The 26,201-nt window shown below is 64.3% G+C and carries 23 protein-coding genes; 14 read left to right on the top strand and 9 right to left on the bottom strand.

What is annotated here, in order from left to right; translation table 11 throughout:
- Positions 1 to 35 precede the first annotated feature (35 nt).
- Positions 36 to 797 carry a triose-phosphate isomerase gene (tpiA, locus tag J7347_RS03220; RefSeq protein WP_209160795.1) on the bottom strand — a complete coding sequence of 254 codons (762 nt, stop codon included), beginning with the start codon at positions 795 to 797 and terminating at the stop codon, positions 36 to 38.
- A gap of 193 nt (positions 798 to 990) precedes the next feature.
- Here tpiA and J7347_RS03215 point away from each other — a divergent pair, with 193 nt between their 5' ends.
- From J7347_RS03215 to J7347_RS03165, 11 genes are all read left to right on the top strand, one after another.
- Positions 991 to 2,928, top strand: a complete 1,938-nt coding sequence (locus J7347_RS03215) for a SurA N-terminal domain-containing protein (RefSeq protein WP_209160794.1) — start codon at positions 991 to 993, stop codon at positions 2,926 to 2,928.
- Positions 2,929 to 2,959: 31 nt separating this feature from the next.
- The gene (gene trpE / locus J7347_RS03210) at positions 2,960 to 4,474 is read left to right on the top strand and encodes an anthranilate synthase component I (protein ID WP_209160793.1); all 1,515 of its coding nucleotides are present in this window, start codon (positions 2,960 to 2,962) and stop codon (positions 4,472 to 4,474) included.
- Entirely contained in the window at positions 4,471 to 5,316 is an 846-nt protein-coding gene (locus J7347_RS03205; RefSeq protein WP_348521549.1) for a phosphodiester glycosidase family protein, read from the top strand. The genes trpE and J7347_RS03205 overlap by 4 nt, the downstream gene beginning before the upstream one ends.
- Positions 5,309 to 6,298 carry a prolyl aminopeptidase gene (pip, locus tag J7347_RS03200; RefSeq protein ID WP_209160792.1) on the top strand — a complete coding sequence of 330 codons (990 nt, stop codon included), beginning with the start codon at positions 5,309 to 5,311 and terminating at the stop codon, positions 6,296 to 6,298. Before J7347_RS03205 ends, pip begins: the two co-directional genes overlap by 8 nt.
- Positions 6,295 to 6,894, top strand: a complete 600-nt coding sequence (locus tag J7347_RS03195; RefSeq protein ID WP_209160791.1) for an aminodeoxychorismate/anthranilate synthase component II — start codon at positions 6,295 to 6,297, stop codon at positions 6,892 to 6,894. The genes pip and J7347_RS03195 overlap by 4 nt, the downstream gene beginning before the upstream one ends.
- Positions 6,891 to 7,883 (top strand): anthranilate phosphoribosyltransferase, encoded by a 993-nt coding sequence (gene trpD, locus J7347_RS03190; RefSeq protein WP_209160790.1) that lies wholly within the window; start codon positions 6,891 to 6,893, stop codon positions 7,881 to 7,883. The genes J7347_RS03195 and trpD overlap by 4 nt, the downstream gene beginning before the upstream one ends.
- Positions 7,884 to 7,885: 2 nt before the next feature.
- Positions 7,886 to 8,671 (top strand): indole-3-glycerol phosphate synthase TrpC, encoded by a 786-nt coding sequence (trpC, locus tag J7347_RS03185; RefSeq protein WP_209160789.1) that lies wholly within the window; start codon positions 7,886 to 7,888, stop codon positions 8,669 to 8,671.
- Positions 8,668 to 9,141 carry a cyclic pyranopterin monophosphate synthase MoaC gene (moaC, locus tag J7347_RS03180; RefSeq protein ID WP_209160788.1) on the top strand — a complete coding sequence of 158 codons (474 nt, stop codon included), beginning with the start codon at positions 8,668 to 8,670 and terminating at the stop codon, positions 9,139 to 9,141. Before trpC ends, moaC begins: the two co-directional genes overlap by 4 nt.
- Positions 9,123 to 10,316, top strand: coding sequence for a molybdopterin molybdotransferase MoeA (locus J7347_RS03175; RefSeq protein ID WP_209160787.1), 1,194 nt, complete (start codon positions 9,123 to 9,125; stop codon positions 10,314 to 10,316). The genes moaC and J7347_RS03175 overlap by 19 nt, the downstream gene beginning before the upstream one ends.
- A 90-nt stretch (positions 10,317 to 10,406) precedes the next feature.
- The gene (gene lexA, locus J7347_RS03170; RefSeq protein ID WP_209160786.1) at positions 10,407 to 11,114 is read left to right on the top strand and encodes a transcriptional repressor LexA; all 708 of its coding nucleotides are present in this window, start codon (positions 10,407 to 10,409) and stop codon (positions 11,112 to 11,114) included.
- Between the two features lie 22 nt (positions 11,115 to 11,136).
- Positions 11,137 to 11,496 (top strand): VOC family protein, encoded by a 360-nt coding sequence (locus J7347_RS03165; RefSeq protein WP_348521548.1) that lies wholly within the window; start codon positions 11,137 to 11,139, stop codon positions 11,494 to 11,496.
- A 134-nt stretch (positions 11,497 to 11,630) separates the two neighbouring features.
- Here the strand turns inward: J7347_RS03165 and J7347_RS03160 are convergent, their stop codons facing one another.
- Positions 11,631 to 13,835 (bottom strand): ComEC/Rec2 family competence protein, encoded by a 2,205-nt coding sequence (locus J7347_RS03160; protein ID WP_209160785.1) that lies wholly within the window; start codon positions 13,833 to 13,835, stop codon positions 11,631 to 11,633.
- A gap of 28 nt (positions 13,836 to 13,863) precedes the next feature.
- Between J7347_RS03160 and gltX the strand changes: the two genes are divergently transcribed.
- Together gltX and J7347_RS03150 are read left to right on the top strand one after the other, a co-directional pair.
- Positions 13,864 to 15,309 (top strand): glutamate--tRNA ligase, encoded by a 1,446-nt coding sequence (gene gltX, locus J7347_RS03155; protein ID WP_209160784.1) that lies wholly within the window; start codon positions 13,864 to 13,866, stop codon positions 15,307 to 15,309.
- Positions 15,310 to 15,324: 15 nt separating this feature from the next.
- Positions 15,325 to 16,611 carry a citrate synthase gene (locus tag J7347_RS03150; protein ID WP_067683297.1) on the top strand — a complete coding sequence of 429 codons (1,287 nt, stop codon included), beginning with the start codon at positions 15,325 to 15,327 and terminating at the stop codon, positions 16,609 to 16,611.
- 95 nt (positions 16,612 to 16,706) lie between these two features.
- Here the strand turns inward: J7347_RS03150 and J7347_RS03145 are convergent, their stop codons facing one another.
- From J7347_RS03145 to J7347_RS03130, 4 genes are all read right to left on the bottom strand, one after another.
- The gene (locus tag J7347_RS03145; RefSeq protein ID WP_209160783.1) at positions 16,707 to 18,131 is read right to left on the bottom strand and encodes a HAMP domain-containing sensor histidine kinase; all 1,425 of its coding nucleotides are present in this window, start codon (positions 18,129 to 18,131) and stop codon (positions 16,707 to 16,709) included.
- Positions 18,132 to 18,133: 2 nt separating this feature from the next.
- Positions 18,134 to 19,045, bottom strand: a complete 912-nt coding sequence (locus J7347_RS03140; RefSeq protein WP_209160782.1) for a hypothetical protein — start codon at positions 19,043 to 19,045, stop codon at positions 18,134 to 18,136.
- Between the two features lie 99 nt (positions 19,046 to 19,144).
- Complete coding sequence (locus J7347_RS03135) at positions 19,145 to 20,323, bottom strand: hypothetical protein (protein WP_209160781.1); 1,179 nt, start codon at positions 20,321 to 20,323, stop codon at positions 19,145 to 19,147.
- Positions 20,324 to 20,426: 103 nt separating this feature from the next.
- Entirely contained in the window at positions 20,427 to 20,738 is a 312-nt protein-coding gene (locus J7347_RS03130; protein ID WP_209160780.1) for an Hpt domain-containing protein, read from the bottom strand.
- 68 nt (positions 20,739 to 20,806) lie between these two features.
- Here J7347_RS03130 and J7347_RS03125 point away from each other — a divergent pair, with 68 nt between their 5' ends.
- Positions 20,807 to 23,431 (top strand): ATPase, encoded by a 2,625-nt coding sequence (locus J7347_RS03125; protein WP_209160779.1) that lies wholly within the window; start codon positions 20,807 to 20,809, stop codon positions 23,429 to 23,431.
- Between the two features lie 24 nt (positions 23,432 to 23,455).
- Here J7347_RS03125 and J7347_RS03120 read toward each other — a convergent pair whose 3' ends face one another.
- Genes J7347_RS03120 through J7347_RS03110 form a run of 3 tightly spaced genes read right to left on the bottom strand, consistent with a single transcriptional unit; the run spans position 23,456 to position 26,191 of the window.
- Positions 23,456 to 23,731, bottom strand: a complete 276-nt coding sequence (locus J7347_RS03120) for a DUF1467 family protein (protein ID WP_209160778.1) — start codon at positions 23,729 to 23,731, stop codon at positions 23,456 to 23,458.
- Between the two features lie 10 nt (positions 23,732 to 23,741).
- Positions 23,742 to 25,394 (bottom strand): ribonuclease J, encoded by a 1,653-nt coding sequence (locus tag J7347_RS03115; protein WP_348521547.1) that lies wholly within the window; start codon positions 25,392 to 25,394, stop codon positions 23,742 to 23,744.
- A gap of 11 nt (positions 25,395 to 25,405) precedes the next feature.
- Entirely contained in the window at positions 25,406 to 26,191 is a 786-nt protein-coding gene (locus J7347_RS03110; protein ID WP_067683281.1) for a type III pantothenate kinase, read from the bottom strand.
- Positions 26,192 to 26,201 lie beyond the last annotated feature (10 nt).

Raw genomic sequence — 26,201 nt, 5'->3', positions numbered from 1 at the left:
CGGTTGGCGGCGCGCACAAGGGCGCGCCTCAAACCTCAGCCCTCGTCCGCTTCGGACGCTGCGACCACGATACCGAGGAAGCTTTCCGCCGACAGGCTCGCCCCGCCGACCAGCGCACCACCCACATGGGGAAGCGAGAGGATCTCGCGCGCATTGTCCGGCTTGACCGAGCCTCCGTAAAGAATGCGAACGCCCGATGCTTGCTCCTCGCCATAGGTTTCGACCAAAAGATCGTGAATGGCGCGATGCATGGCGGCGATATCGTCGGCCTCGGCGGTGCGGCCCGTCCCGATCGCCCAGATCGGCTCGTAGGCGACGGTAACGCGATCCGCCGCGTCATCCAGTTTCGGCAGGCCCGCGCGCAGTTGATCGAGCACGAACTGTTCGGCCTCACCCGCGTCGCGCGTCGCTTCGCTCTCGCCGCAACACAGGATGATCCGCAGCCCGGCTTCGAGCGCGGCCGAAACCTTCGCCGCGATCAGCGCGTCGCTTTCGCCGTGATCGCCGCGCCGTTCGCTATGGCCCAGAACGACGAACTTCGCGCCCGAATCAGCGGCCATCGTAGCGCTGACATCTCCGGTATGCGCTCCATCCGGCTCCGCATGGCAATCCTGCGCGCCGACGCCGATCTGCTCGGCTTCGCGATGGACGGCGTGAATCAGAGTGAAGGGAGGCGCCAGGGCGACCTCGACCTTCATATAACGCTGCGCCGCACGGTCGATTGCGCGTGCTTCGGAAAGCATGGCGCGCGTGCCGTTCATCTTCCAGTTTCCAACGATGTAGGGCCGTTCGGCCATGATAAGGTCCTGTAGATTTGCGATGGGTTGCCGCCATATGGGCAGGCCGGGGCTGGTCCGCTAGCCGACAGCGGCCCCCGGGTCAAAACCTTCGACACCTGTTGCGGCAAGGTCGCAGCATGGATAAAGCGCGGCACTCCTCCCGGTCGCGCTGTGCCCGGACACCATTTCCGACAGGACGCTTTTCGCAGCCATGCTCACCTTCTTCCGCAGCTTCTTCAAGTCCAAGATCGGCCTCGGGCTCACCTTCGCCTTTCTGGGATTGATCGCCTTCGCCTTCGCCAGCGCCGACGTGTCGAGCACGGGCATGTTCGGCGGGGTTGCCGGGGGCAATCGCGTTGCGGTGGTGGGCGACGAGCGGATCGACAGCGCCGAACTCAGCCGCTCGACCTCGAACGCGTTGGACCGAGTGCGTCAGGAAGATCCGACGATTTCGATGCCCGAATTCATCGCGCAGGGTGGTTTCGACGAAGTGCTGAGCCAGCTGATCGATCGTTACGTGATCTCCGCCTTCGCCCGGGACAATGGCCTCAGAGCAGGAGACAACCTCATCAACAGCGAGATCCGGACTATCGGGGCCTTCCGCGGGGCGGACGGAAATTTCAGCGAAACAGCCTACCGTCAGGCGCTGGCCGCGCAGGGTCTTACCGATGCGCAGGTGCGCAACGACATCCGTTCGGGCCTTCTGGCTCAGCAGATTGCCGGGCCGTCCGCCTTCGGGGCAGTGATGCCGCAGGCCTTGGCGCGGCGCTATGCCGGCCTGTTCCGCGAGCGGCGCGAAGGCGCGATCGGCTTTCTTCCCTCTGCGGCCTTCGCGCCCGAAGGCGTGCCTAGCAGCGAGCAATTGCAAGCCTTTTACGAGGCTAACCGCGCCGATTTCATCCGGCCCGAACGCCGTATCGTGCGCTACGCCACATTCGATAACGACGCGATCGCCGACGAGATCGAGCCGACCGAGAACGAGATCGCCGCGCGCTATCAGCAGGACCGCGCGCAATACGCGGCGAGCGAAACGCGCAGCTACACCCAGCTGATCGTGCCGACCCAGCAGGCCGCCAATGCGCTGCGCGAGCGCGTTCAGGGCGGCGCTTCGCTGGATGCTGTGGCACGGGAAGCCGGTTTCAGCACAGTGCAGCAGGAAGCCGTGACGCGTGCCGAAGTCGCTTCCGACGCCTCTTCGGCGGTTGCCGACGCGATCTTCAGTGCGGCACGCGGGTCCATCGCGGTTCCGGCGCGCAGCGCGCTTGGCTGGCATGTCGTGCGGGTCGATGCCGTCAACAGCACGCCAGCCCGCCCACTCGCGCAGGTCCGCGGCGAGATCGCCGATACGGTGCGCGAAGAAAAGCGCACGCGCGCGCTCGCCAATGTCGCCGCCGAGATCGAAGAACGGATCGACGAAGGCGCCACACTGGCCGATGTCGCGCGCGAGCGCGGGATCGCGGTCGAAACGACGCAACCGCTGACTGCAAACGGCCAAGTTTACGGCACCGACGAGACGGCACCTGAAATTCTCGGCCCGGCGCTCGCGACCGCATTTCAAATGGAAGAGAGCGAACCGCAGGTCGCGGAGATCGAGCGAGGCGAGACCTATCTCGTCTTCGAAGTCACGCGCATCACCGGAGCCGCCACGCCCCCGCTCGCGGAAATCCGCGATCAGGTCACGGCCGCATGGCGCCTGACGCAAGGTTCGCAGGCGGCGCGCGCCGCCGCCGATCGCGTTATCAAGCGCCTGCGCGAAGGGACGAGCCTGGCAGCCGCCTTGCAGGCAGAGGATGTCGCTCTACCCGCAGTGGAAAACATCAACCTGACCCGTGAGGACCTGGCGCGCCAGCAGGACCGGCGCATTCCCCCACCCCTGGCTTTGATGTTCAGCATGGCACAGGGCACGGCGAAGAAGCTGGCCGCAGCGCGCGATCTCGGTTGGTTCGTGGTCGACCTCGAAGAGATTTCGGTGGGAACCATGGAAGCCGACGATCCGCTGATCGGTCAGGCGCGTGAACAACTCGCCTCGACTCTGGGGCAGGAATACACCGAACAGCTCGTCGCGGCGATGCGTGGCGAAGTCGGGATCGAGCGCAACGAGGACGCAATCGATGCGGTGCGCCGACAGTTGGTCGGGGAACGGCAGTAAGAGTTGGAAGGGATTAGGCAGGACCGACCGAATGCGCGGTGAAGAGCAGGCCTTGACGGCCTTGGCGGCGGGCGGCCCGGCCCTGGTCTGGCGCACGATCGTCGCCGATACCGAGACGCCGGTCGGCGCGGCGCTGAAACTCATGGAGCCGCAGCGCGGCGATTTTCTGCTCGAATCCGTCGAAGGGGGTGCGGTTCGGGGGCGCTACAGCCTGTTGGGTCTCGATCCGGATCTCGTCTTCCGCGCCGAACGGGGCGAAGCGTCGATCAACCGCCAGTGGCGCTCGGATCGCGCAGCGTTCGAGACCTATTCGGACAATCCCGTAACGGCCCTGCGCGCTCTGTCCGAGGAATGCCGCATCACCGTCCCCGAGGGCCTTCCGCCCGCTTTGGCGTGTCTGGTCGGCTATTTCGCCTATGAGACGATCGGTATGGTCGAGGCGGTTCCGCGCGCGGCGGAGCCGGGGCTGGGGCTACCCGACATGGTATTCGTGCGCCCGACCCTCCTTTTCGTCTTCGACAGCTTGGGCGACGAATTGCACTGCATCGCCCCGATCTGGCCGGATTCCGAAAGCGATCCGTCGAGCCAGATGGAAGCGGCGCGAAACCGCATTGCAACGGCCCTGCAACGGCTCGAAGGTGCTCGCACGCCTGCTCAATCCGCTCCGACCGGGGAGCTGCCGGAAGCGCGGCTCGATCCGGTCATGTCAGCTCACGATTACACCGCCATGGTGGAACGGGCGAAGGACTACATCGTGGCGGGCGACATCTTTCAGGTTGTCCTGTCGCAGCGGTATACCTGTCCCTTCCCCTTGCCGCCGGTCGAACTCTATCGCGCCTTGCGGCGGGTCAATCCGTCGCCCTTTCTCTATTTCCTCGACCTGCCCGATTTCGCGGTGGTCGGGTCGAGCCCGGAAATCCTCGTCCGCGTCCGACCCGATCGGGACGGCGCCAGCGAAGTGTCCGTGCGCCCCATCGCCGGAACCCGCCCGCGTGGGGCCGATGATCAGGCCGATCGGGCCGCCGAGGAATCCCTGCTATCCGACGCGAAAGAGCGCGCCGAGCACTTGATGTTGCTCGATCTCGGGCGCAACGATGTCGGCCGCGTCGCCGAGAGCGGCAGCGTCGAAGTCACGGACAGTTTCACAATCGAACGTTACAGCCATGTCATGCATATCGTGAGCAATGTCGTCGGGCGGCTCGATCCGAAGTTCGACGCCGTCGACGCGCTGTTCGCCGGATTTCCGGCGGGCACGGTCAGCGGCGCGCCCAAGCTGCGCGCCTGCCAAATCATCGCCGAGCTGGAGCGCGATGCGCGCGGGCCCTATGCCGGCGGCGTCGGCTATTTCGCGCCCGATGGGTCGCTCGACAGCTGCATCGTTCTGCGCACCGCCGTGGTGAAGGATGGGACGATGCACGTCCAGGCGGGGGCCGGCATCGTGGCCGACAGCGATCCCGAATACGAACGGCGCGAATGCGAAGCCAAGGCGGGCGCTCTGCGAGCGGCAGCGGCCGAAGCGTTCCGTCAGGCGGAGCAGCGCGCATGATGCGTTTCGTTGCCCCTCTCGCGCTCGCCGCGCTCGCTCTGGCAGGCTGCGATGCGCAGCCCGAAGGCAAGCCGGTGGCCCGCGCCAAGATCGACGGTAGCGTGGGCGCCCCCGCCCCGACGCCGAGCGAGGATGCCACCATTGCGAGCCAGGTCGAATCCGCCTGCCGCTCGGTCATCTTCGAGAACACCTCGCTGACCCATTGTCTCGCCATCCCCTCGCGCCATCGCATCACGACCGCGCTGGCGAACGGATCGGGCGAGAATTATCGCAGCCTTTCGAAGCTGTCCGAAGCGATGGACGGCGACAGAGTCGCCTTTGCCATGAATGCGGGCATGTATGACGACGATGGCGATCCGATCGGCTATTTTGTCGAGGATTCCGAACGCCTCAAAACGCTCAACACCGCCGATGGCGAAGGCAATTTCCACCTGAACCCCAATGGCGTGTTCTACGGATCGGGCGAGACATGGGAAATCCGCACAACGCAGGATTTCCTCGCCAACGTGTCCGACAGGCCCGAATTCGGAACGCAGTCGGGTCCGATGCTGCTGATCGACGGCAAGGTCCATCCCGAGATCACCGCAGACGGCCCTTCGCGCCTGATTCGCAACGCGGTAGGCGTGGACGAGAAGGGGCGCGCGCATTTCGTGATTGCGAACGCCCCGCTTTCGTTCGGAAAACTCGCCAGTTTCTTCCGTGACGAGCTGAAGACGCCCAACGCGCTCTATCTCGACGGGAGCGTGTCGGCGCTGTGGAACCCCGCCACCGGTCGCACCGATGGCGGGGCGGCGATCGGCCCGATGCTGGTCGTAATGAAGAAGGAAGCGCCCGATGAATGACGCGCCCACCAATCCAAACGGGGACCGCCGCACGCTCTATCCCGAAATCGAACCGTACGAGAGCGGTATGTTCGACGTCGGCGAAGGGCATTCGCTCTATTACGAGCGGGTCGGCACGCCCGGCGCAAAGCCTGCCGTGTTCCTGCATGGCGGGCCCGGCGGCGGGATGAGCCCAAACCATCGGCGCCAGTGGAATCCGGACCATTACGACGTCCTCCTTTTCGACCAGCGCGGCTGCGGCAAATCGACGCCGTTCGCGGAAATCGACAAAAACGACACCTGGCGCATCGTCGAGGATATCGAGCGGCTTCGCGAAATGTGCGGGCACGAGAAATGGCAGGCCTTCGGCGGCAGCTGGGGCTCGACCCTCGCGCTCGCCTATGCCCAGACCTATCCCGATCGCGTCAGCGAACTGGTCCTGCGCGGCGTGTTCCTCGCCCGGCAAAAGGAAAAAGACTGGCTCTACCGCTATGGCGCGAGCGAGATCATGGCCGAACAATGGGACGATTTCGCCGGTCTCATCCCCGAAGGCGAGCGCGACAATCTGGTCCAGGCCTATTACGATCGACTGACGAGCGAGGATGAGGAGACCCGCCTCGCCGCCGCGCGCGAATGGTCGCTCTGGGAAGGTAGCGTCGCTACGCTACTCCCCGACGAGGCGCTGATGGACAGTTTCGGCGATCCTTCCAAGGCAATCCCCTTCGCCCGCATCTGTGCGCGCTTCTTCCTCGAGGATTTCTTCCTCGAAGAAGCGCAGCTGCTCAAGAATCTGGACACGATGCGGCACATTCCCGGCATCATTGTCCAGGGCCGCCACGATATCTGCACGCCGCCGACCTCCGCGTGGGAGCTGAAGAAGGCCTGGCCCGAAGCCGAGCTCTGGATCGTGAACGATGCGGGCCACAGCGCGGGGGAGAAGGGCATCATCGACGGCCTCGTCCGCGCGACCGACAAATTGGCGGGCATCGACAGCGCCCCATGATTCTCGTCATCGACAATTACGACAGCTTCACGTTCAACCTCGTCCATTATCTGATGGAACTGGGCGCAGAGGTGCGGGTGGAGCGCAACGATGCGCTGAGCGCGTCGGAAGCGCTTGCCAGCGGAGCCAAGGGCATCCTGATTTCGCCCGGCCCCTGCACGCCCAACGAGGCGGGGATCAGCCTCGATTGCGTCGCAGCCTGCGCCGATGCGGGCCTGCCGCTGCTCGGCGTGTGTCTCGGACATCAGGCGATCGGCCAGCATTTCGGCGGGCGCGTGGTGCGCGGCGGCCTGATGCACGGCAAGACATCTCCGGTCGATCATGACGGCAGCGGCGTGTTCGCCGGTCTGCCCTCGCCCTTCACCGCCACGCGCTATCACTCGCTGGTGGTGGAGGAGATTCCGAACGTCCTCCACGTCAATGCGACGAGCGAGACGCCGGGCCTCGACGGGACGAGCGTGATGGGCTTTCGCCATCGCGAGCTGCCGATCCACGGCGTTCAGTTCCACCCCGAAAGCATCGCGACCGAGCATGGCCATGCCCTGCTCGCCAATTTCCTCGAAATCTGCGGTATGGAAGCGAAAATCCCGGCATGAAGCATCTGCCCCTCGCCGTCCCCCACATGACCGAGACCGAGGCCGAGGAAGTCTTCGGCTGGATCCTCGATGGCGAGGCGAGCGAGGAAGAGATCGCCCGCTTCCTCCTCGCCATGACCGAGCGGAGCGAGACGGCGGAAGAGATCGCCGGTGCGGCGCGCGCCTTGCGAGCGCGGCTGATCCCGGTCGCGGCACCCGAAGGCGCGGTCGATTGCTGCGGCACCGGCGGCGACGGGCACCACACGCTCAATGTCTCGACTGCGGTCAGCCTGGTGGTCGCGGCCTGCGGCGTGCCGGTGGCCAAGCACGGCAATCGCGCGGCGAGCAGCAAGTCGGGCGCGGCGGACACGCTGGAGGCGCTCGGCCTCGACATGGAAGCCGCGGGGCGCACGGCGGAAAAGACCTTGGCCGAACTCGGGATCTGTTTCCTCTTCGCCAAGAACCATCATCCGGCGATGGGCCGCATCCAGCCCATCCGCCAGAAACTGGGCCGCCGCACGATCTTCAACCTGATGGGCCCGCTCTCCAATCCCGCCGGGGTTGAGCGCCAGCTGATCGGGATCGCCCGACCCGCCTATGTGCCGATCTATGCCGAAGCCAAGGCGAGCCTCGGTACGAAACGCACCTTCATCGTGTCGGGCGACGAAGGGCTGGACGAATTGAGCCTTGCAGGTGGGAATGAACTGGCCGACGTCGCCGGATCGGACTTTGCGATGCAGCGCGTCGATGCGGATGCGGCAGGCCTACCCCACGCGCCGATCGAAGCGATCAGGGGCGGCGATGCAGCGCATAACGCAAAGGCTCTCGAAGCCCTGCTCCGCGGCACGCCCGGCCCCTATCGCGACGCAGTACTGCTGAATGCCGCCGCGACTCTGATCGTCGCAGGCCGGACCGAGGACTGGCGCGAAGGCGCGGCAATGGCGGCGGAAGCGCTCGACAGCGGCAAGGCGAGCGATCTGCTGGCGCGCTGGATAGACATGGCGAAGTGACGATGAACAAGCTCGACGAAATCTGCGCCACCAAGCGCGAGGAAGTGGCCGATCGCCGCACGCGCTCCACCATCGGCGATCTCGATGCCGCAGCGATGATGCAATCCGAACCGCGTGGCTTCGAAGCGGCGTTGCGAAAGGCGAGCCGCGACGGTTTCGGCCTGATCGCGGAAATCAAGAAGGCCTCTCCCTCGAAGGGGCTGATCCGCGCCGATTTCGATCCCGCCGATCACGCCCGCGCTTATGAGGACGGTGGCGCGACCTGCCTCTCCGTGCTGACCGATGCGCCGTATTTCCAGGGACACGAGGATTATCTGATGCAGGCCCGCGCTGCCTGCGCGCTGCCCGTCCTGCGCAAGGATTTCATGGTCGATCCCTGGCAGGTCGCCGAAGCGCGCGCGATCGGGGCGGATGCGATTCTGATCATCGTGGCCGCGTTGGACGACGGGGCCATGGCCGAAATCGAGGCCGCCGCGATCGAGCGCCGGATGGATGTGCTGGTCGAGGTTCACGACGAAGCCGAAATGGCGCGCGCGGCGAAGCTGAAATCGCGCCTGATCGGTGTCAACAATCGCGATCTGAAGACGTTCACCACCGATCTCGCCACGACCGAACGGCTCGCGGAATTGGCGCCCAAAGACGCGCTGCTGGTGGGCGAAAGCGGGATCGCCACGCACGAGGATTGCCAACGCCTCGCCCAATCGGGCGTGCGCAATTTCCTCGTCGGAGAGAGCCTGATGCGCCAGGCCGATGTCGGGGCGGCCACACGCGCACTGCTCGGCGCATGAGCGGCCTCACCCATCTCGACGAACACGGCGCGGCGCGCATGGTCGATGTCGGCGCGAAGCCGGAAAGCCAGCGCAGGGCCGTCGCCGAAGGGCGCATCCGCATGTCAGGCCAAGCGCTGGCCGCTTTGTGGGACGGCACCGGGCCGAAAGGCGATGCGCTCGCCACCGCGCGAATTGCGGGCATCATGGCGGCGAAGAAGACCGGCGAGCTGATTCCGCTCTGCCACCCCCTGGCGCTCGACGCCGTGACGGTCGCCTTCGAGCGCGAGAGCGACGCGATCCGCGTCACGGCCACGACGTCCTGCACGGGCCGCACCGGGGTTGAGATGGAGGCGATGACCGCGGCCAGCGTGGCGCTGCTGACGCTTTACGACATGGGTAAGGCGGTCGACCGCGCAATGACGATCGAAGGCGTGCGCCTGATCGAAAAGCTGGGTGGAAAGTCCGGCCATTGGCGCGCCGAGCCGTGATTACGCTCGAAGACGCGTGGGATCGCCTGCTCGGATCGATCGACGCTCTCGATGCGGAGCAAATTGCAGTCGATAAAGCGGGCGGCCGTTATCTGCGCGAACCGCTGATCGCCCGCAGGACGCAGCCCTATGCCGATCTGTCGGCCATGGATGGCTTTGCCGCTTGCGGTGAAGGGCCTTGGGATATGGTCGGGGAGGCTCGCGCGGGCCATGCCTTCGATGGGGCGCTTCGAACCGCTCAGGCGGTCGCGATATCGACCGGGGCCGCTCTTCCCGAAGGCGCGGACCGCATCGTGGTGAAAGAGGACGCGAGCGTCGCGCAAGGGCGTCTGAGTGCGGATCCTGCGCCGAAGCCGGGCCGCCATATTCGCCGCCGGGGCCTCGATTTTCGCGACGGCGACGCTCTGATCGCCGCAGGGGATCGCATGACAGCGTCGCATATCGCCCTCGCCCGGACCGCCGGCGTCGCCACCCTCAGCGTCGCGCGCGGCGCCGAAGTGGCTATCCTCGAATGCGGGGACGAGCTGCATGCCGATCCCACCAAATGTCCGCCGGATGGCCTGCCCGCCTCCAACGGCGCGATGATGGCCGAGATGGTGCAATCGGTGGGCGCACGGGTTTCACATCGCGCACTCGTGCCCGATAGCCTGGACGCTATGGTCGAGGCTCTCGACGCCGCACGCGGAGCCGATCTGCTGCTTACATCGGGGGGCGCGTCTGTGGGCGAACACGACCTGATCAAGCCTGCGCTCGAAAAGGCGGGTTTCTCGCTCGATTTCTGGCGCGTCGCCATCCGGCCCGGCAAGCCCATGATCGTGGCGCGGCGAGGGAGACAGCTCATGCTCGGGCTGCCCGGCAATCCGGTCTCCACCTTCGTGACCGCGCTTCTGTTCGCGCTTCCTGCGCTGCGCCGCATGGCTGGCGCTCGCGAGCAACTGCCGCGCTCTGTGCGCCTCCCTCTAGACGGCCAACTGCCCGCGGGCGGCGCCCGACGCGAATTTCTGCGCGCGAGCCTTGGCCCTGAAGGGGTGGTCCCGATCGAGGAGCGGGACAGCAGCGCACTGGCCGCTCTTTCCCGGGCCGACGTATTGATTGACCGACCAATCGATGCGCCTGACGAAACAAAAGGCGCCCTTGTCCCGTGCTACCTGCTCCAGAATGGCGCAATCGCTTGACTTGAAGGAAATGGTTGCCTAATTGTTCCGTATTCGTTCACGGCCTGCTTCGAAAATCGGGTCGGAATAGAGTTTTAGGAGCCAAGCACCATGCTGACTGCCAAGCAGCACGAACTGATCCGCTTCATCCAGACCCGGCTTGAAGAAACCGGTATCTCCCCCTCTTTCGAGGAGATGAAGGAAGCGCTCGATCTGAAGAGCAAGTCGGGCGTGCATCGTTTGATCTCCGCCTTGGAAGAGCGCGGCTTCATTCGCCGCCTGCCCAATCGTGCGCGTGCGCTCGAAGTGCTCAAGACGCCCGAAGAAGCCGTTTCGAGCCCGCGAGCGCGAACCGCTGCGGCAGCGAATGCGCCCAGCGCCGCGAACGACATGGTCGACGCAGCCGCCGCTGCCCGGGCGCCCGAACCGGCCAACGATGTTCTGGAAATTCCGCTGCACGGACGCATCGCCGCCGGCGCCCCGATCGAGGCGATCGAAGGGCAGTCTAGCCTTCCGGTGCCTGCCGCGCTGCTCGGCCCCGGCGATCATTATGCGCTGGAAGTATCGGGCGATTCGATGATCGAAGCAGGCATCTTTGACGGTGACTTCGCGCTGATCCGCCGCACCGATACGGCGCGCGACGGCGAAATCGTGGTCGCGCTCGTCGATAACGAGGAAGCGACGCTCAAATTCCTGCGCCGGGAAGGCGGCCGCGTGCGGCTCGATCCGGCGAACGCGTCCTACGAAGCGCAGATCTACAACCCCGCGCAGGTTCAGGTCCAGGGCAAGCTGGCTGGCCTCTTGCGGCGCTATCACTGATCGCGGCGGCGGCTCAGGCGCAGTGATCGAGGCGCTCGACCACGTTCAACTTGCCATGCCTTCCGGCGGCGAAGACCAGGCGCGTGCCTTTTACTCGGACCTGCTCGGTATTCCGGAAGTGCCCAAGCCGCCCCATCTCGCCAAGCGAGGCGGATGCTGGTTCGAGCGCGGTCCGCTCAAGGTGCATCTCGGCGTGGAAATGGACTTCCGTCCCGCACGGACGGCGCATCCGGCCTTCCGCGTGGCAGATCTCGCGTTTCTGACGAAGCGCCTGGCCGAGGCGGGTTTTTCAGTCACCGAGGACGAACCGCTCGCGGGATATGAGCGCTGTTATGTCGACGATCCGTTCGGGAACCGTATCGAACTGATGGAAGCGTTGTAGCATTACGCGCCTCGGCGAGTGCGACAAAGCCAAAGGCCGACGTGCAAGAGCGCTGGATACGCTAGTGCCGGTCGATTGGCGAATCCCGGACCTTTCTTCAGCGTGCTTCCCATCCTTGCCCGATCGCCCGCGGGTTAGCGCCTCGAACCACCCTTCCACCAGCCATGCTCGCCCTGCGATTGTGCCACTGTCCTTATCCGCTCCTCGGCCAGATAGACCGCCGTTCCACCCTCGCGCGTCAGAAAGCGGCGATCCGCCTTCAGCCAACGGGGCTGACATGAGCGCGGCAGGAAGCGGTCGGCGATGACGATATCGGCACGTTCGCAGGCGGCGGCGAGGGCGCGTTCCTCGACCATCTCGCGGCTGCGGGCCATCAGCAAGTGCCAATCGCGGTCCCCTCGCTCCAGCGTAAGTACACAGAAATCGGGGCTACAGCGCGCCCCCGGCCAGCGCTCGAACGGCAGGACCTCTCCCTCCGCACCCGCCAGTTCCATCAGATTGTCGCTTGCGAAGCTTGACCGGCTTTCGCGCAGCACGAGCAGGCGATCGCTTTCGCCGGTCACGCCGACATGGCGCCCGTCGCGCGTTATCAGGATGTCGGGAATCGGCGTCAGCGCGAAGACGAGTACCCCGCCTGCGACCGGCAATAACCCGCAGAGCCGCGCCCTTCCCTTCCAGAGAGCCAGCCAAAGCAGGCCGCCTACGATCGTCAGAACTGTGACGAGGTCCATTTGCGGCATCAGCTTCACCGCACCCGGCTGAGTGGCCGTGAAATGCGCCAGACCGAGCAGCGCATCGAGCGAAAGCTGCGCCGCCCACCACACCGGTGCGCCCGCACCCACCACATCCAGCAGCAGTGCCAGAGCGAGGAGCGGCATTGTCACGAACGTCACCAGTGGGATCGCGACGACATTGGCGAAAGCGCCGTAAACGCCCGCCCGATGGAAGTGGAACAGCACGATCGGCATTAGCGCGAATTCGATCAACAAGCCGGTCGCAAACAGCATGGCGACACGCCGCGCGGTTCGCGCAAATGCGCTTTCCTCACGCGGGGCCAGGAAGCGTTTGACCCACTCCGCGTTGTGCAGCGACACAATCGCGATCACGGCAGCGAAGCTCATCTGGAAACTTGGCCCCACCAGCGATTCCGGCCAGAGAGCCAGAACGACGATCGCGGCAACCGCCACCATCCGCAGCGACAGGGGTTCGCGGCCGAGCGCCAGCGCGATCAGGACCAGCACTGCGCCCACGCAGCTGCGGACTGTAGGAACCTCCGCTCCGGTCAGCAGCGTGTATCCGATCCCCGCCAGCGCGCCCACCATCGCAGCCGCCAGCGGCAGCCGCATGCGTAGCGCCAGCCACGGCCATAGCGCCAACAGCTTGATCGCCAGAAAATAGGCCGCTGCGATCACCGCGCTGACATGCAGGCCGCTGATCGAGAGCAAATGCGTGAGCCCGGAATCGCGCATCGCCGCTTCGTCGGCCTCGCTGATCGCGCCGCGATCGCCGCTCGCCAGCGCCGCCGCGATGCTGGCCGCCGATCCGTCCATATGCGCGCGGACATGGGCGGACAGAGTGCGCTGCGCGTCGGCGAGAGGGGCACTGCGATCTGCGGCATGGACCACATCGATCGCGCCCACCAGCGATCCCGTCGCCGCCAGTCCGTCGAACCAGGCGGTGCGCGCGAAATCGTAGGCGCCGGGCAGGATCGGCGGCGAAGGGGGCATAAGCCGGGCTTTCAGGCGCAGGCGCGCGCCCTCTTCCATCGCCGTCGTCGCGCGATCCAGCGGCACGTTGATCCGGACTTTCATCGCCCGGCGATGGTCCGGATCGCGCACGGCCAGCGTCAGTCGCACACGCTCTTCGGCGGGCTGATCCTCGCGTTCGAGCACGCGCCCGTCGAGCGAGAGGACGCGCGGATAGGCAATCGGTTCGGCGCCGACCATGGCAGAGCGCGCCCAGATCACGCTCGTCCCCAATGCCAGCACGCTCGCCAGGGCCATGGACGCGATCATCAGCTGCGTCCTGTCCTCCTTCCCCTTCCACACCGCCAGCGCACCGAGACCGCCAAGAGCGCACGCGGCTAGGAATGTCGCCCACTCCCATGGCGCATCGAACAGGAACCACGCCCCGATGCCGCTCGCGAAACCCACTGCGAGCCAAGGGCCGCGATCGAATCCGGCACGGTCGAGAAAGCGCTCCGCACGGTCGGCCAGAGCCGCCGGGACACTGGACAAGCGGCGGCGCTTGCGCCATTGGCGCTGCGCTGCACCATCATGTGGGGTATCGCCCCCGTGAAACGGCACGTCAGCCACCGGAGGCGCCGATCGCGTCGCCATCACGATATCAGAAGGGAAAGCGGGTATAATGGCAAGCGATAGCGACGCGGCACACGGAAAGGTCGTAACGCGCTTCGCCCCTTCGCCCACCGGTTTTCTGCATATCGGCGGCGCGCGTACCGCGCTTTTCAACTGGCTCTTCGCCCGGCACCACGGCGGCAAGGCGCTGCTTCGGATCGAGGATACCGATCGCAAGCGCTCCACCCAGGACGCGATCGACAAGATCATCGAAGGTCTCGACTGGCTCGGCCTCGATTACGACGATGCACCCGTGTTCCAGTCGGACCGAGCCGAGCGCCATGCCGAAGTCGCCCACCAGCTGCTCGATGCCGGCCATGCCTATAAATGCTACGCGACGCCGGAAGAACTCGAGGCGATGCGCGCCGAACAGCGCGCGAACAAGCTTCCGATGCGCTACGATGGCCGGTGGCGCGATCGCGATGCCTCGGAAGCCCCCGAGGGCGCGCCTTTCACGATCCGGTTGAAGACGCCGCAGGACGGCGAAACGGTGATCGAGGATGCGGTGCAGGGCCGCGTGACCGTCCGCAACGAAGAAATCGACGATTACATCCTGCTGCGCGCCGACGGAACGCCGACCTATATGCTGGCCGTGGTGGTCGACGACCATGACATGGGTGTCACCCACATCATTCGCGGCGACGATCATCTCAACAACGCCTTCCGCCAATTGCCGATCATCAAGGCGATGAATGAGATCGGGGGGGGCTGGCCCGAGCCGATCTACGCCCACATCCCGCTGATCCACGGGACGGACGGTGCAAAGCTCTCCAAACGCCACGGCGCGGTGGGTGTCGAAGCCTATCGCGACGAAGAAGGCGTACTGCCCGAAGCGCTGTTCAATTATCTTCTGCGCCTTGGCTGGGGCCATGGCGACCGCGAAGAGATTACGCGCGAGGAAGCGGTCGAACTGTTCGATCTGAAGGGCGTCGGCAAAAGCGCTTCGCGTTTCGATCTGAAGAAGCTTCAGAATCTCAACGGCCACTATATTCGCGAGGCGGACGACACGCGCCTCGCCGCGCTGGTTGCCAAGCGGATCGGTCCGGATGCCGATGAGAAGCTGCTCGCCGAAGCGATGCCGGTACTCAAGACGCGCGCCCGTTCGCTGAACGAGCTGGCCGAAGGCGCTGCCTTCCTGTTCGCTACCCGCCCCCTTGTCCTGACCGAGAAAGCGGCCGGTCTGCTCGACGATCAGGCGCGCATATATCTCGCCGAAGTTTCGACCGCGCTAGCAGCGGAAAACGACTGGACAACCGAGACGCTGGAAGCCACTACCAAAGCGCTCGCCGAACGGCTCGAACTGGGCCTCGGCAAGCTCGCGCAGCCGATGCGCGCGGCACTGACGGGGACGACGACGTCCCCTGGAATTTTCGACGTTCTGGTCCTGTTGGGACGGGAAGAGGCGCTCGCACGGATCGACGCGCAAGCCCTCCCGGCAGGCTCGGAAGACCAATAGCTTAAGGAGCAGATTATGGCCGACAAGCAGGCGAAACTGGACTTCGGCGACAGCTCGGTGGATTTCCCCGTGCTCGAAGGGACGTGCGGTCCCGACGTGGTCGACATCCGCAAGCTGTACGGATCGACGGGCAAGTTCACTTACGATCCCGGTTACAAGTCCACGGCGAGCTGCGAAAGCGCGCTCACCTTCATCGACGGTGAAGAAGGCGTCCTGCTCCACCGCGGCTACCCGATCGGGCAGCTTGCCGAACATTCCAATTTCATGGAAGTCTCGCACCTGCTGCTGAACGGCGAGTTGCCGACGCAGGACGAGCTGGACGATTTCACCTACACGATCACGCGCCACACCATGGTGCATGATCAGCTGCGCCAGTTCTATCAGGGTTTCCGCCGCGATGCGCACCCGATGGCGATCATGTGCGGCGTGGTCGGCGCGCTGTCGGCCTTCTATCACGACAGCACCGACATTTCGGACCCCGAGCACCGCAAGATTTCCAGCCACCGGCTGATCGCCAAGATGCCGACCATCGCGGCGATGGCGTATAAATATTCGATCGGCCAACCCTTCATGTCGCCGCAGAATTCGCTGAGCTATACGGGCAATTTCCTGCGCATGACGTTCGGCGTTCCGGCCGAGGAATATGAGATCCACCCTGCGATCGAGCGGGCGATGGACCGGATCTTCATCCTCCACGCCGATCACGAACAGAATGCTTCGACCTCGACCGTCCGGCTCGCCGGTTCGTCGGGCGCGAACCCGTTCGCCTGCATCGCGGCCGGCATCGCCTGTCTATGGGGCCCGGCGCATGGCGGAGCGAACGAGGCGGCGCTGAACATGCTTCAGGAAATCGGTACGCCCGACAAGATCCCGCATTATATCGAGCGGGCCAAGGACAAGAACGATCCGTTCCGCCTGATGGGCTTCGGCCACCGGGTCTATAAGAACTATGATCCGCGCGCGACCGTGATGCAGAAGACGGTTCGCGAAGTGTTCGATGCGCTGAACGTCAGCAACCCGGTGTTCGAGACCGCGTTGCAGCTCGAGGAAATGGCACTTAACGACGATTACTTCATCGAGAAGAAGCTGTTCCCGAACGTCGATTTCTATTCCGGCGCGATCCTTTCGGCGATCGGCTTCCCGACCACGATGTTCACCGCCCTGTTCGCGCTAGCGCGTACGGTCGGCTGGGTGGCGCAGTGGAACGAAATGATCTCCGATCCCGGCCAGGTCATCGGTCGCCCGCGCCAGCTCTACACCGGCCCGACGCATCGCGATTACGTGCCGATCGACAAGCGCTGAGCGCAAAATCGAATGTGAATTTAGGAAAAAGGGGGTGCTGCGGCGCCCCCTTTTTTCATATCGAAGCGTCGGAAATTCGCACTGGATGCGCGACCTTATTTTCCGAGATTTGGACCGTCGCGTGGTTCGCTGCGCAGATCTTCTGCGGCCGGAACCGACAGCGTGAAGCGAGCCCCCTGCCCTCTTGCGCTTTCGACCGTCAGATCGCCGTCCATCGCGCGCGCTATGCGGCGGGAGATGTAGAGCCCCAGGCCCGATCCCCCGTCCCCGCTCCGCCCGAGACGCTCGAACTTTTCGAATATCTTGGCCTGCTGATCCTCGTCGATGCCATGGCCCTGATCCGCCACGGTCACCATCGCCCTTTGGCCGATCCGATCGAGGCGGACCCAGACCTGGCTGCCCTCCGGCGAATAGCGGATGGCGTTGTTGATCAGATTGATGAGAACCTGCAGCACGCGCCGGAACTCGGCGATCGCGAGCTGGCTTTCTCCGTTCGGCGGTGCGCTCAGCTCGATACCCTTTTCGCGCGCACGCACACCCAGAATTCCGCATGCCTGCCGCGCGACATTGCCGAGATCGATGCGGTCGGGTGCGGTAACGAAATCATCCGATTCCACGATTTCGAGGTCGGACAGGTCGTCGATCAGCGCGAGCAGGTGCTGGCCTGCCGCCGCGATATCGGCGGCGTAATTGCTGTATTCTTCACCCAAGGGGCCAGCGAGCTTGGTGCGAATCGTTTCGGCATTGGCGATGATGCGATTGATCGGCTGCCGCAGCACGGGAGAAAGATCGCGCCCGAGCGAGGGCGGTTCGGATCCGGGCTCGCTCGGCTCGTCCAGAGCGCCTGCACCCAACGGTCGATCGGCGAGAAGATGCAGGACGAACCCCGCACTGCCGGGTTCGGGTTGCCCGAGCGGTTCGAGATGCGCGGTCCAGCGCCGCTTCGATCCCTCGATCAGACACTCGGCTCCGTCGAGCAGGCGCCAGTGCAGTAGCTGTTGGTGCAAATTTCCGGGAAAAGTGACGAAGTCGGTCCAAGGCCTGCCGATCCCGCCTTCCATCGCGATCTGGAGCCGCGTCAGATCGGGCGCTTCGACCGCCACTGAAAGCACGCGCTGCGAAGGATCGAGCCGCGCGGTCAGGTCCGAAAGATTGCGGCTCAGTTCGGCGCGTCGGCGCGCAGCCTCCAATTCGTCTTCCGGCGGCAATTCCTCGGCATGCCAGGATACCAATCCGAGCTCGGACCCTTGGGCCGAACCGTCGGAGCCGCTCTGAGGCTCGATCTCGATCCAGGCCGTTATCCGATCGCGCCCGTCGATTGCACGGAACTGGCGTGCGAGACGCAGGCCGAACCGCTGGGCCTTGTCCACCAGAGCGCGCAATTCGGGAATGGCGACCGGCCCGCCGATCTTTCCCCCGCACTCGGTCTGAAGGCTGGCGAGCGGTTCTTCCGCTTCGACAAGCATTCCGTCCGCATCGACGAAGGCGCGCGCGATGAATTTCGTTCCGATCGTCGCCATAGTCAATTTCCAGGCCAGCCCGCGCTGCGCGCAAGCAGATTGAGCGCTTCGCGCGTACCGATATCGGCAAGGCCGCTGGGCGGATCGCGGTCAGGGTGGAGGCGAAGGATCTGCGCTTCGACATCCTGCGGCTTCAGCCCCGCCGCTCTCAGTCCCAAGGCAAGGCGGGCGACCTGGCTTTCATGAGTCGATACGGCAACGATGTCGCGCGGCTGCCCGGTGCGCAGCGCCAGTGCGGATAAAAACAGGCCGATGCCCGCCTGATCGAAGATGAGAGCATTCGTCGCATCCTTGCCGACCAGCGTCGCAACCCGCTCCAGCAGCGACAGCCGCCCCGCAGCCTCGTCGTACTCTGCGCGCAAACGCCCCTCGGCCCGAACCAGGGCGTCGGAGAGATCGTCACCGTTATAGGCGCGCCAGGCGAGCAGGAGAGCGTGGAACAGATCTCCGGGCAGTTCGCTCAGCGGCAAGCTCATTCGTCGCTGGGTCTGTGCGTACCGCGCCTGCGCGGCAAGCGACGCCATGGCACCACTGGCAATACCGGCATCTTCGTGTCCGATGAGCGATTGGAGCAGGGGCGAAATGACGGGATCGAGGCCGAATTCCCCTTCCATCCGTGCCGACAATTGCCATTCCAAAGCCAGCGCGTGGCAATGGGCCACCAGCGGCAGCGAAGCGAAGAGCGTTTCGGACAGGGACTCGCCATGTTCGGCAGCGAACTCCTCGCGCCCTTTCACTCCTGTCGCCTCGGCCTGTACGCGCAGCACCTGCCAGGCCAGATGCGTCAGCATGCTGCGGATGCGTGCGACCAGCTCGTCGCTAAAAAGCGACTGGTCACGCGTCGACAGGAGATGACCGAGAATGGGGCCGATCCGCCCAAGCGCCTTGTCGCCCTGCGCCAGCGCCCTGCGCAACCCTTCGCCTTCCGGCCAGTGAGGATCGGCGCGTGGAGACGCGGTTGGAATTGGCCCGGATTTCGGCTCGATCATGAGGTCTCGCGTAGCATCGCGTGGTTAAGGCAGCGTTAGCCTATCGGACCGGATCGCACGCGATAGTGCGGCCAGTACGAATACCGCCAGCAATGCCATAACAGGCTGGAGAACGCCCAAATATCCGGCCGGAACCAGCACGGCAAGCAGGGCGATCCGATCGGACAGAACCGGGCGAATGGCAATGGGAGCCATTTTCGATCCGATCCGCAACAGGCCGAGCAGGACGACGGGAAAAAACAGATCGATCCAGGTGCCCGTCCCCCGACTCGCAAAAGCGAGAAGACTGATAAGCAGAACATCACCTGCTCCGCCGAGCAAAATGGCTGCGTCCCACACCTTGACCTCTTCACCCGGCGGCCGAGCCAGCTTGAGAACAATGTCCGCGATCGGAAGCGCGAACGCCATGACGCTGGACATCAGCAGCCCGGTCAGCGGTTTGCCGAACAGGGCCAGAACGGCTGCGAGGATCCCTGCCGCTACTGCCACGAGGAGAGGCATACGCTCGAACCGCGAACCAACCACATCCCGCGCCAGCCTGATACCGATCCTTTCGGCCAGCGCCCGCCCCGGCGCGGCGAAGGACACCGGTTGCGCCCGGCGAGCGATCCAGCGCCCCTCCCGCGCCTCGAGGCTCCCCTCGTCCTCGGACGGGCTCCAGGAGATATCTTCGATCAGCGCCGGATCGAGAGCTTCGGCGCGCACGCCCGATTGAAGCGCGATCCTGAGAAGCGATGATGCTGCATCCGCATCGGACGGCAGATCCGCCAATCGCTCGATCGCCTCGCCTCGGATCGAAAGAAGGCCCGCCCACGCCCGGTCGGCATCGATCCGCTCGAACCCGAGCGGTACGGCCAGTTCTGCTGGGAACGTCGCGACACCAGGCCTTTCGCCGATTGCTGCGCGTGCGGTTTCGATGTCCAGAGCAAGACCATCGGCAATCACGATCACCCGATCGCCGGCGCTGATGGCGCCCGAAAGACTGCGCAGATCCTCGATCGCGCGGAACCGCATACCCGATTTTTCGGCCCGATGCTGGCCCACGATTGCATCCGGCCCGAGGCCGCGGATCATGCACAACACGATGTCGCAATCGAGAGCCTTGGCGCAGTCGATTTGGTGCGACAGCACGCTACGCCCCACGAAAGTGCGGAACGCGGCCTTCTGCCCAGCCCTTGCGGGATCTTCGGCCAAAGCTGTCAACAGGGCGATACGCAAAAAAGCCGGTCCTCGAATGGCAATCGGTCTGTCCCACGCCTAGCGATGCGCGCTCCAATTGCCAAAACTTGTGGGCCAGAATTTGGCCCTAACGGGATCCGGCGCCGCGAATGACATCCAGCTGGTCCGAGATTTCGCGTATGGCATGCGGATCGCCCGGCACACCCATCGCCGCTTGATCCGCCAATCGCATGATCTCTTCGGCGTGAAAGCCGGCCGCAACCGCGTGGAGATGCTGGGCCGCCATGCGCCAATTCGCATCGCAGCGCGCCCGCCGCATCAGATCGATCTGGCGTTCCACGCTTTCCACGAAGCCGGTGCGCAATTGCGCTTCGAGCGCTCTGTCATTTCCGGCGGCGGCCGCAACTGCATGATCGAAGGGGCCGGGGTGGAATGCCATCGGGTCGGCCTAGCGAGGCAAAGTTAATCCGGGGTTTAAGGAAACGGGATTCGTGATACGTTCGGGTGATGAACAGGGATCACATCCGCGCCGTCGAACGCGAGGACAATTCGCCGGAAAATCTCACGACCGCGGACGATGGCGCTCCGATCGACCAGTCTGCTGATTCGATCGATGAGGAAGACGACGTCGAATGGATCGAGGAACCGCAGCGAGGCCGGGCCACGGCGTGGGCGATCCCTTCCCTCTTCGTTCTCGCCATCCTTGGCTGGACCGGGTTCTTCGGGTGGAGCTTTAAAGATTCGATCATCTCGGGAGGAACGCCCGAACAGTGGATCGACTGGATTGTCGCCTGGGCGATCCCCGTGCTCCTGATCCTAGCAATCTGGCTGCTTACGATGCGCCTCTCGACACGCGAGGCAGGCCGCTTCGGCGATGCCGCGCGGCTTCTCGCACTCGAGTCGGAGCGCTTGGAAGAGAGATTGCTGGCCATCAATCGCGAGCTGAGCCTGGCACGCGAATTTCTCGCCGAGCAGAATCGCGATCTCGACTATCTTGGCCGGACGGCGACCGAGCGCCTGTCGACCCATGCCGATCGCTTGCAGGAGCTCGTCCGCGAGAACGGCGATCAGGTGGATGCGATTGCCGGCGTCAGTGCCACCGCGCTCGACAATATGGAGAAATTGCGCGGCGACCTGCCCGTGATCGCCAATTCCGCGCGCGACGTTACCAATCGTATCGGTAGCGCAGGCCAGACCGCCCAGGAACAGCTCGAAGGATTGGTCGTAGGCTTCGAGAGGTTGAATACGTTCGGCGAGGCGAGCGAACGCCAGGTTACGTCGCTCAGCGAGCGCCTCGATAGTCTGCTCGGCGACATGGGCGAACGCCTCGATCAGATCGAGGGCTCTGCGGCTGCGCGTTTCGCGGCCATTCGCGACAACAGCGATAGCCTTCGCGAGACTCTCGATACGCAGGAAGTAACCGCCTTGGCGGCCATCCACAGCCGAGCCGATGCCCTCAAGGCTGAACTCGCCCGTATTGCCGAACTTCGCAACGAAGAGGACGAGGCAATTTTCACGGTGCTGTTGGACCGGATCGCGGTCCTGCGCGATGAAGCCGCCGTGACTTCGCAAAACGTCCGCGAGGCCGAGCAGGCCGCTTTGACCGCATGGTCCGGTCAGGTCGAAGCGCTACGCACTCGATTGCTGACGATCATCGAAGAAGTCACGCAGATCGACGCGCAATCCCTGGCCAATTCGCAAGCCAAGCTTCAGGCGCTGGTGGAAGAAGCCGAAACCGTCGATCGCCTGATTGGCGAGCGTCATCAGACCTTCGATGACGAAGTGGCGCGTCGCCGCACGCGGATTGCCGAGAGCGAGAACGAGGCGCTGAACGCGCTGGCGGAAAGGATGGCCACGTTCGACGATCGCCTGACTGAGCAGCGTGACGGCCAGATCGACCACCTGACCGCTTTGAGCGCGCGTGCCGAAGACGCGGAAGGATGGATCGATGCGCTCGGTCGGCTCATCGCATCCGCCGCCGAACAGGGCGAGGATACGGAGCGCTCCCTCGCGGCAGCTGTCGAGCGGCTGTCCGATAAGCTCGCCGATAGCCGCACTTCGCTGGATGGTACCCATGAGCAGATCGAGGAGCTGACGGTAAGGGCCGTGCGTCTGCTCGAGCTGATCAAGGCCAGCGCATCGCATAGCGAGGATGATTTGCCCCGCTCTATCGAAGCGTTCAACGCGACGCTTTCCGATCTGGAAAGCCGCACAGAGTCCCTGCGGGGCGCGCTCGCCGATGCCGATCGCAGCGGCACCGAACTGGGCGAGACGGTTTCCAACGCGGAACATCGCAGCCGCGAGGCGACCGCAGCGCTTGACTCCTTCAGCGAGGGGCTTTCCGGCACAATCGAAGAGCAGGCCGCCGCTCTCGACACTCTCACCGAGAAATTGGAGCGGATCGAGGCCGAGAACGCACGGGTTGCCGGGCAGGCGCGCGAGGAATTGAACGCTGCGATCGCTGCCCTGCGCGGAGAGGCCGCTCAAGCGCTCGCCTCCATAGAGGAAAATCAGGCGGACAGGATTCTCGCGCTCGCGGACCGCATTGGCGAGGCCAGTGCGAAAGCCATCGACGAAGCGTTGGAAGAGCGCACGGAAGCGGCAATCGGCTCGCTCGACGAAGCCAGCGCGCGTGCCAGCGCGTCGAGCCGGGAAGCGGCCCTGGAACTGCGCGATCAGCTCGCCAAGGTCAACGAGCTGGTCGGCAATATCGAATCCCGAGTGTCCCAGGCCCGCGCCCGAGCCGAAGAGCAGGTCGATAACGATTTTTCGCGCCGCGTCGCTCTCATCACCGAAAGCCTCAATTCCAATGCGATGGATATCGGAAAGGCGCTATCGACCGAAGTCACCGACACGGCCTGGACATCGTATCTGCGCGGCGATCGCGGGATTTTCACGCGCCGCGCTGTCAGACTGCTCGACAACACGCAAGCGCGCGAGATCGCGGAGCTGTTCGACCAGGACATGGACTTTCGCGAACATGTCAGCCGCTATATCCACGATTTCGAAGCGATGCTGCGCATGCTGCTCTCTACCCGCGACGGGCACGCGCTGGGCGTTACCGTGCTAAGCTCGGACATCGGCAAGCTCTACGTCACGCTCGCTCAGGCGATCGAACGATTGCGCGAATAGCGCAACCGGATCATTGGATGCGGTTCAGTAGGATGGGGCGCGGTTGAACAGGTCGAGCTGTTCGTATCCCACCCACCCATAAACATAATTGAGCACGTAAAGCGCCGTCAGCACGGCCGCGAGCAAGGTCGCGCGCACGAGCAACCGTTTGGGGCGAAAATTACCCGGCGCGCTGTCAGCCTGTCCCGGTATCTTTTCGAGCCCCATCTCGTCATGCGTCCGCACGCCGAACGGGAGGAGCACGAATGCGCTCATCACCCAGAACAAAACGTAGATCGCGATGATCGAGGTCCAGTGCATCGGGAAAACCCTATCCTTTGGAGGGCAGCATGACGCGCACTTGCGGGCGCTTGCCGGACCAGCGTTGCGCCGCACGGCGCGCGGCGAGGCGGGCGGCTTCGTGGATCGAGGCGGGGTCACGCCCATCCTTCCCCTTCAGTCGCGATATCGCTTTCGTCACGTCGGCGCTGGCTTCCGCGATAAACTCGTCCTGATCCTCGTCCAATGGCAGGCCGAGTGTTTCGATACGCGGTGCGAATTTGTCGTCCAGCACCACGAACACCACGCCGTCGCGCGACAGGCGGCGACGCATCACCACCGCGTCTCCATCGGCGGGCGAAATGATGTCCCCGTCGAGCACAAGGCGACCGGTATGCACCTCGCCGATCTTGCCGGGTTTTCCCGGCGCGAGGCGGATGATGTCGCCCGATTTCTGGACCACATTGTGCGGGATGCCGCATTCCTCGCCGAGCCGCGCCTGTTCGAACAGATGCCGAGTCTCGCCATGGACGGGCACGAGGATTTCCGGCTCCAGCCAGGAATAGAGCGCCTCGAGCTCCGGGCGCCCGGGATGGCCGGACACGTGGATGAGGTTCTGCTTGTCGGTGACCATCACGATCCCGCGTTCGGCAAGACGGTTCTGGATCGCCCCAATGGCGATTTCGTTGCCGGGGATCTGGCGGCTTGAGAAGAGGACGACATCGCCCTGCGTCAGTTCGAGCGGGTGATTTTCCTCCGAAATGCGCGACAGGGCGGCGCGCGGCTCGCCCTGCCCGCCGGTCGCGACGATGAGCAGTTCGCCGCGCGGCAGACCCATCGCGGTGTCGAAATCCACCGGCTCTGGAAAATCGAGCAGATAGCCATTGTCCTGCGCCACCGCGATGATGCGGTCGAGCGAGCGCCCGGCAACGCAGATCTGGCGCCCCGTCTCGCGCGCGACTTCGCCCAGCGTGTGCAAGCGCGCCACATTGCTGGCGAAGGTCGTCACGAGCACGCGCTTGCCCTTGTGACGCGAAATCTCATCCATCAAACCGCGATGGACGGCCCCCTCCGATCCGCTCGGATTGGGATTGAAGACGTTGGTGCTGTCGCAAACGAGAGCGAGGACGCCCTCTTCGCCAATGGCGCGCAAGTCTTCTTCGCTGGTCGGTTCGCCGATGATGGGGTCTTCGTCCAGCTTCCAGTCGCCGGTGTGGAAGACGCGGCCCTGCGGCGTCTCGATCAGGAGAGCGTTACCCTCGGCGATCGAATGGGAGAGAGGGATATAGGTAATGTCGAACGGGCCGACGGAAAATTCGCCGTGATCGTCCTCGATCACATTCACCTCGACTTCACCGGCGATGCCCGCTTCCTGCAATTTGCGGCGCACGAGTTCGGCAGTGAAGGGTGTGGCATAGATAGGGACGCCCAAATCGGCTGCGAAATAGGGGATCGCACCGATATGATCCTCGTGCCCGTGAGTAATCACCAAAGCTTCGAGGCTGTCCAACCGGTCCTCGATGAATTCAAGATCGGCGAAGACGAGATCGACGCCGGGATATTGCTCACCCGAAAAGGTCATGCCGAGATCGACCATGAGCCACCGCCCCTGGCAGCCATAGAGATTGACGTTCATCCCGATCTCGCCGGACCCGCCAAGCGAGAGAAACAACAATTCGTCTTCGGGCGTGTAATTCTTTTTCACAATGCCTCTTTTCAAGTCGCGCCGGTGAGAGCGCGTTCGGCCAGGATCGCCAGGCCTTCCAAAGTCAAATCGCTGTCCACGGCGTCGAACAGGTCGGTGTGTTCATCGAACAGCAGGGCGAGCCCGCCAGTCGCAACCGTTTTCGCGGGGCGGCCGATCTCGCTTTTGATACGAGCGACAAGCCCTTCCATCAGTGAGACATAGCCCCAGAAGACGCCGATCAGCATCTGGTCTTCGGTGTTGCGGCCGATCACACTGTCCGTGCGCGGCTTCTCGATTGCAATGCGCGGCAGCTTCGCCGTGTTCCCGACCAAAGCATCGAGCGACAGGTTTATACCTGGCGCGATGATGCCGCCTTTGTAGGCGCCGTTGAAATCGACCGCGTCGAAGGTGGTCGCGGTACCGAAATCGATAACGATCAGATCGCCGCCATATTTTGCATGGGCGGCAATCGTGTTGAGCGCGCGGTCCGCGCCAAGCGAACTTGGCTGTTCGATATCGGCATGGAAACCGTATTCCGCGCTGCCCTGCCCAGCGATCAACGGTTCGACGCCGAAATACTTCTGCGACAGCACCGTCAGATTGTGGATAGCGCGCGGGACCACCGATCCGATAATTATCGCCGAAACGTCCTGCTTCCCATATCCTTCGATCGTGAGCAGCTGAAGCAGCCAGACGGCATATTCGTCGCCCGTGCGGCGTGCGTCGGTGGCGATACGCCAGCGAGTCTTGATTTCCGTGCCTTCGAACAGGGCGAAGACGATATTGGTGTTCCCGACATCGACGGCGAGCAGCATCGGTCTCTCC

The organism is Erythrobacter sp. A6_0, assembly GCF_017744235.1.
Lineage (GTDB): Bacteria > Pseudomonadota > Alphaproteobacteria > Sphingomonadales > Sphingomonadaceae > Qipengyuania.
The sequence above is the reverse complement of the archived record's forward strand: the minus strand, read 5'-3'. Positions and strand labels throughout refer to the sequence as shown.

Coding starts and splice junctions, on each gene's coding strand:
- tpiA (WP_209160795.1), bottom strand. CDS start 797: ATGGCCGAACGGCCCTACATCGTTGGAAACTGGAAGATGAACGGCACG.
- J7347_RS03215 (WP_209160794.1), top strand. CDS start 991: ATGCTCACCTTCTTCCGCAGCTTCTTCAAGTCCAAGATCGGCCTCGGG.
- J7347_RS03120 (WP_209160778.1), bottom strand. CDS start 23,731: ATGCACTGGACCTCGATCATCGCGATCTACGTTTTGTTCTGGGTGATG.
- moaC (WP_209160788.1), top strand. CDS start 8,668: ATGAGCGGCCTCACCCATCTCGACGAACACGGCGCGGCGCGCATGGTC.
- J7347_RS03130 (WP_209160780.1), bottom strand. CDS start 20,738: ATGGCATTCCACCCCGGCCCCTTCGATCATGCAGTTGCGGCCGCCGCC.
- J7347_RS03160 (WP_209160785.1), bottom strand. CDS start 13,835: ATGGCGACGCGATCGGCGCCTCCGGTGGCTGACGTGCCGTTTCACGGG.
- pip (WP_209160792.1), top strand. CDS start 5,309: ATGAATGACGCGCCCACCAATCCAAACGGGGACCGCCGCACGCTCTAT.
- J7347_RS03205 (WP_348521549.1), top strand. CDS start 4,471: ATGATGCGTTTCGTTGCCCCTCTCGCGCTCGCCGCGCTCGCTCTGGCA.
- J7347_RS03110 (WP_067683281.1), bottom strand. CDS start 26,191: ATGCTGCTCGCCGTCGATGTCGGGAACACCAATATCGTCTTCGCCCTG.
- trpD (WP_209160790.1), top strand. CDS start 6,891: ATGAAGCATCTGCCCCTCGCCGTCCCCCACATGACCGAGACCGAGGCC.
- trpE (WP_209160793.1), top strand. CDS start 2,960: ATGCGCGGTGAAGAGCAGGCCTTGACGGCCTTGGCGGCGGGCGGCCCG.
- trpC (WP_209160789.1), top strand. CDS start 7,886: ATGAACAAGCTCGACGAAATCTGCGCCACCAAGCGCGAGGAAGTGGCC.
- J7347_RS03125 (WP_209160779.1), top strand. CDS start 20,807: ATGAACAGGGATCACATCCGCGCCGTCGAACGCGAGGACAATTCGCCG.
- J7347_RS03145 (WP_209160783.1), bottom strand. CDS start 18,131: ATGGCGACGATCGGAACGAAATTCATCGCGCGCGCCTTCGTCGATGCG.
- gltX (WP_209160784.1), top strand. CDS start 13,864: ATGGCAAGCGATAGCGACGCGGCACACGGAAAGGTCGTAACGCGCTTC.
- J7347_RS03195 (WP_209160791.1), top strand. CDS start 6,295: ATGATTCTCGTCATCGACAATTACGACAGCTTCACGTTCAACCTCGTC.
- lexA (WP_209160786.1), top strand. CDS start 10,407: ATGCTGACTGCCAAGCAGCACGAACTGATCCGCTTCATCCAGACCCGG.
- J7347_RS03150 (WP_067683297.1), top strand. CDS start 15,325: ATGGCCGACAAGCAGGCGAAACTGGACTTCGGCGACAGCTCGGTGGAT.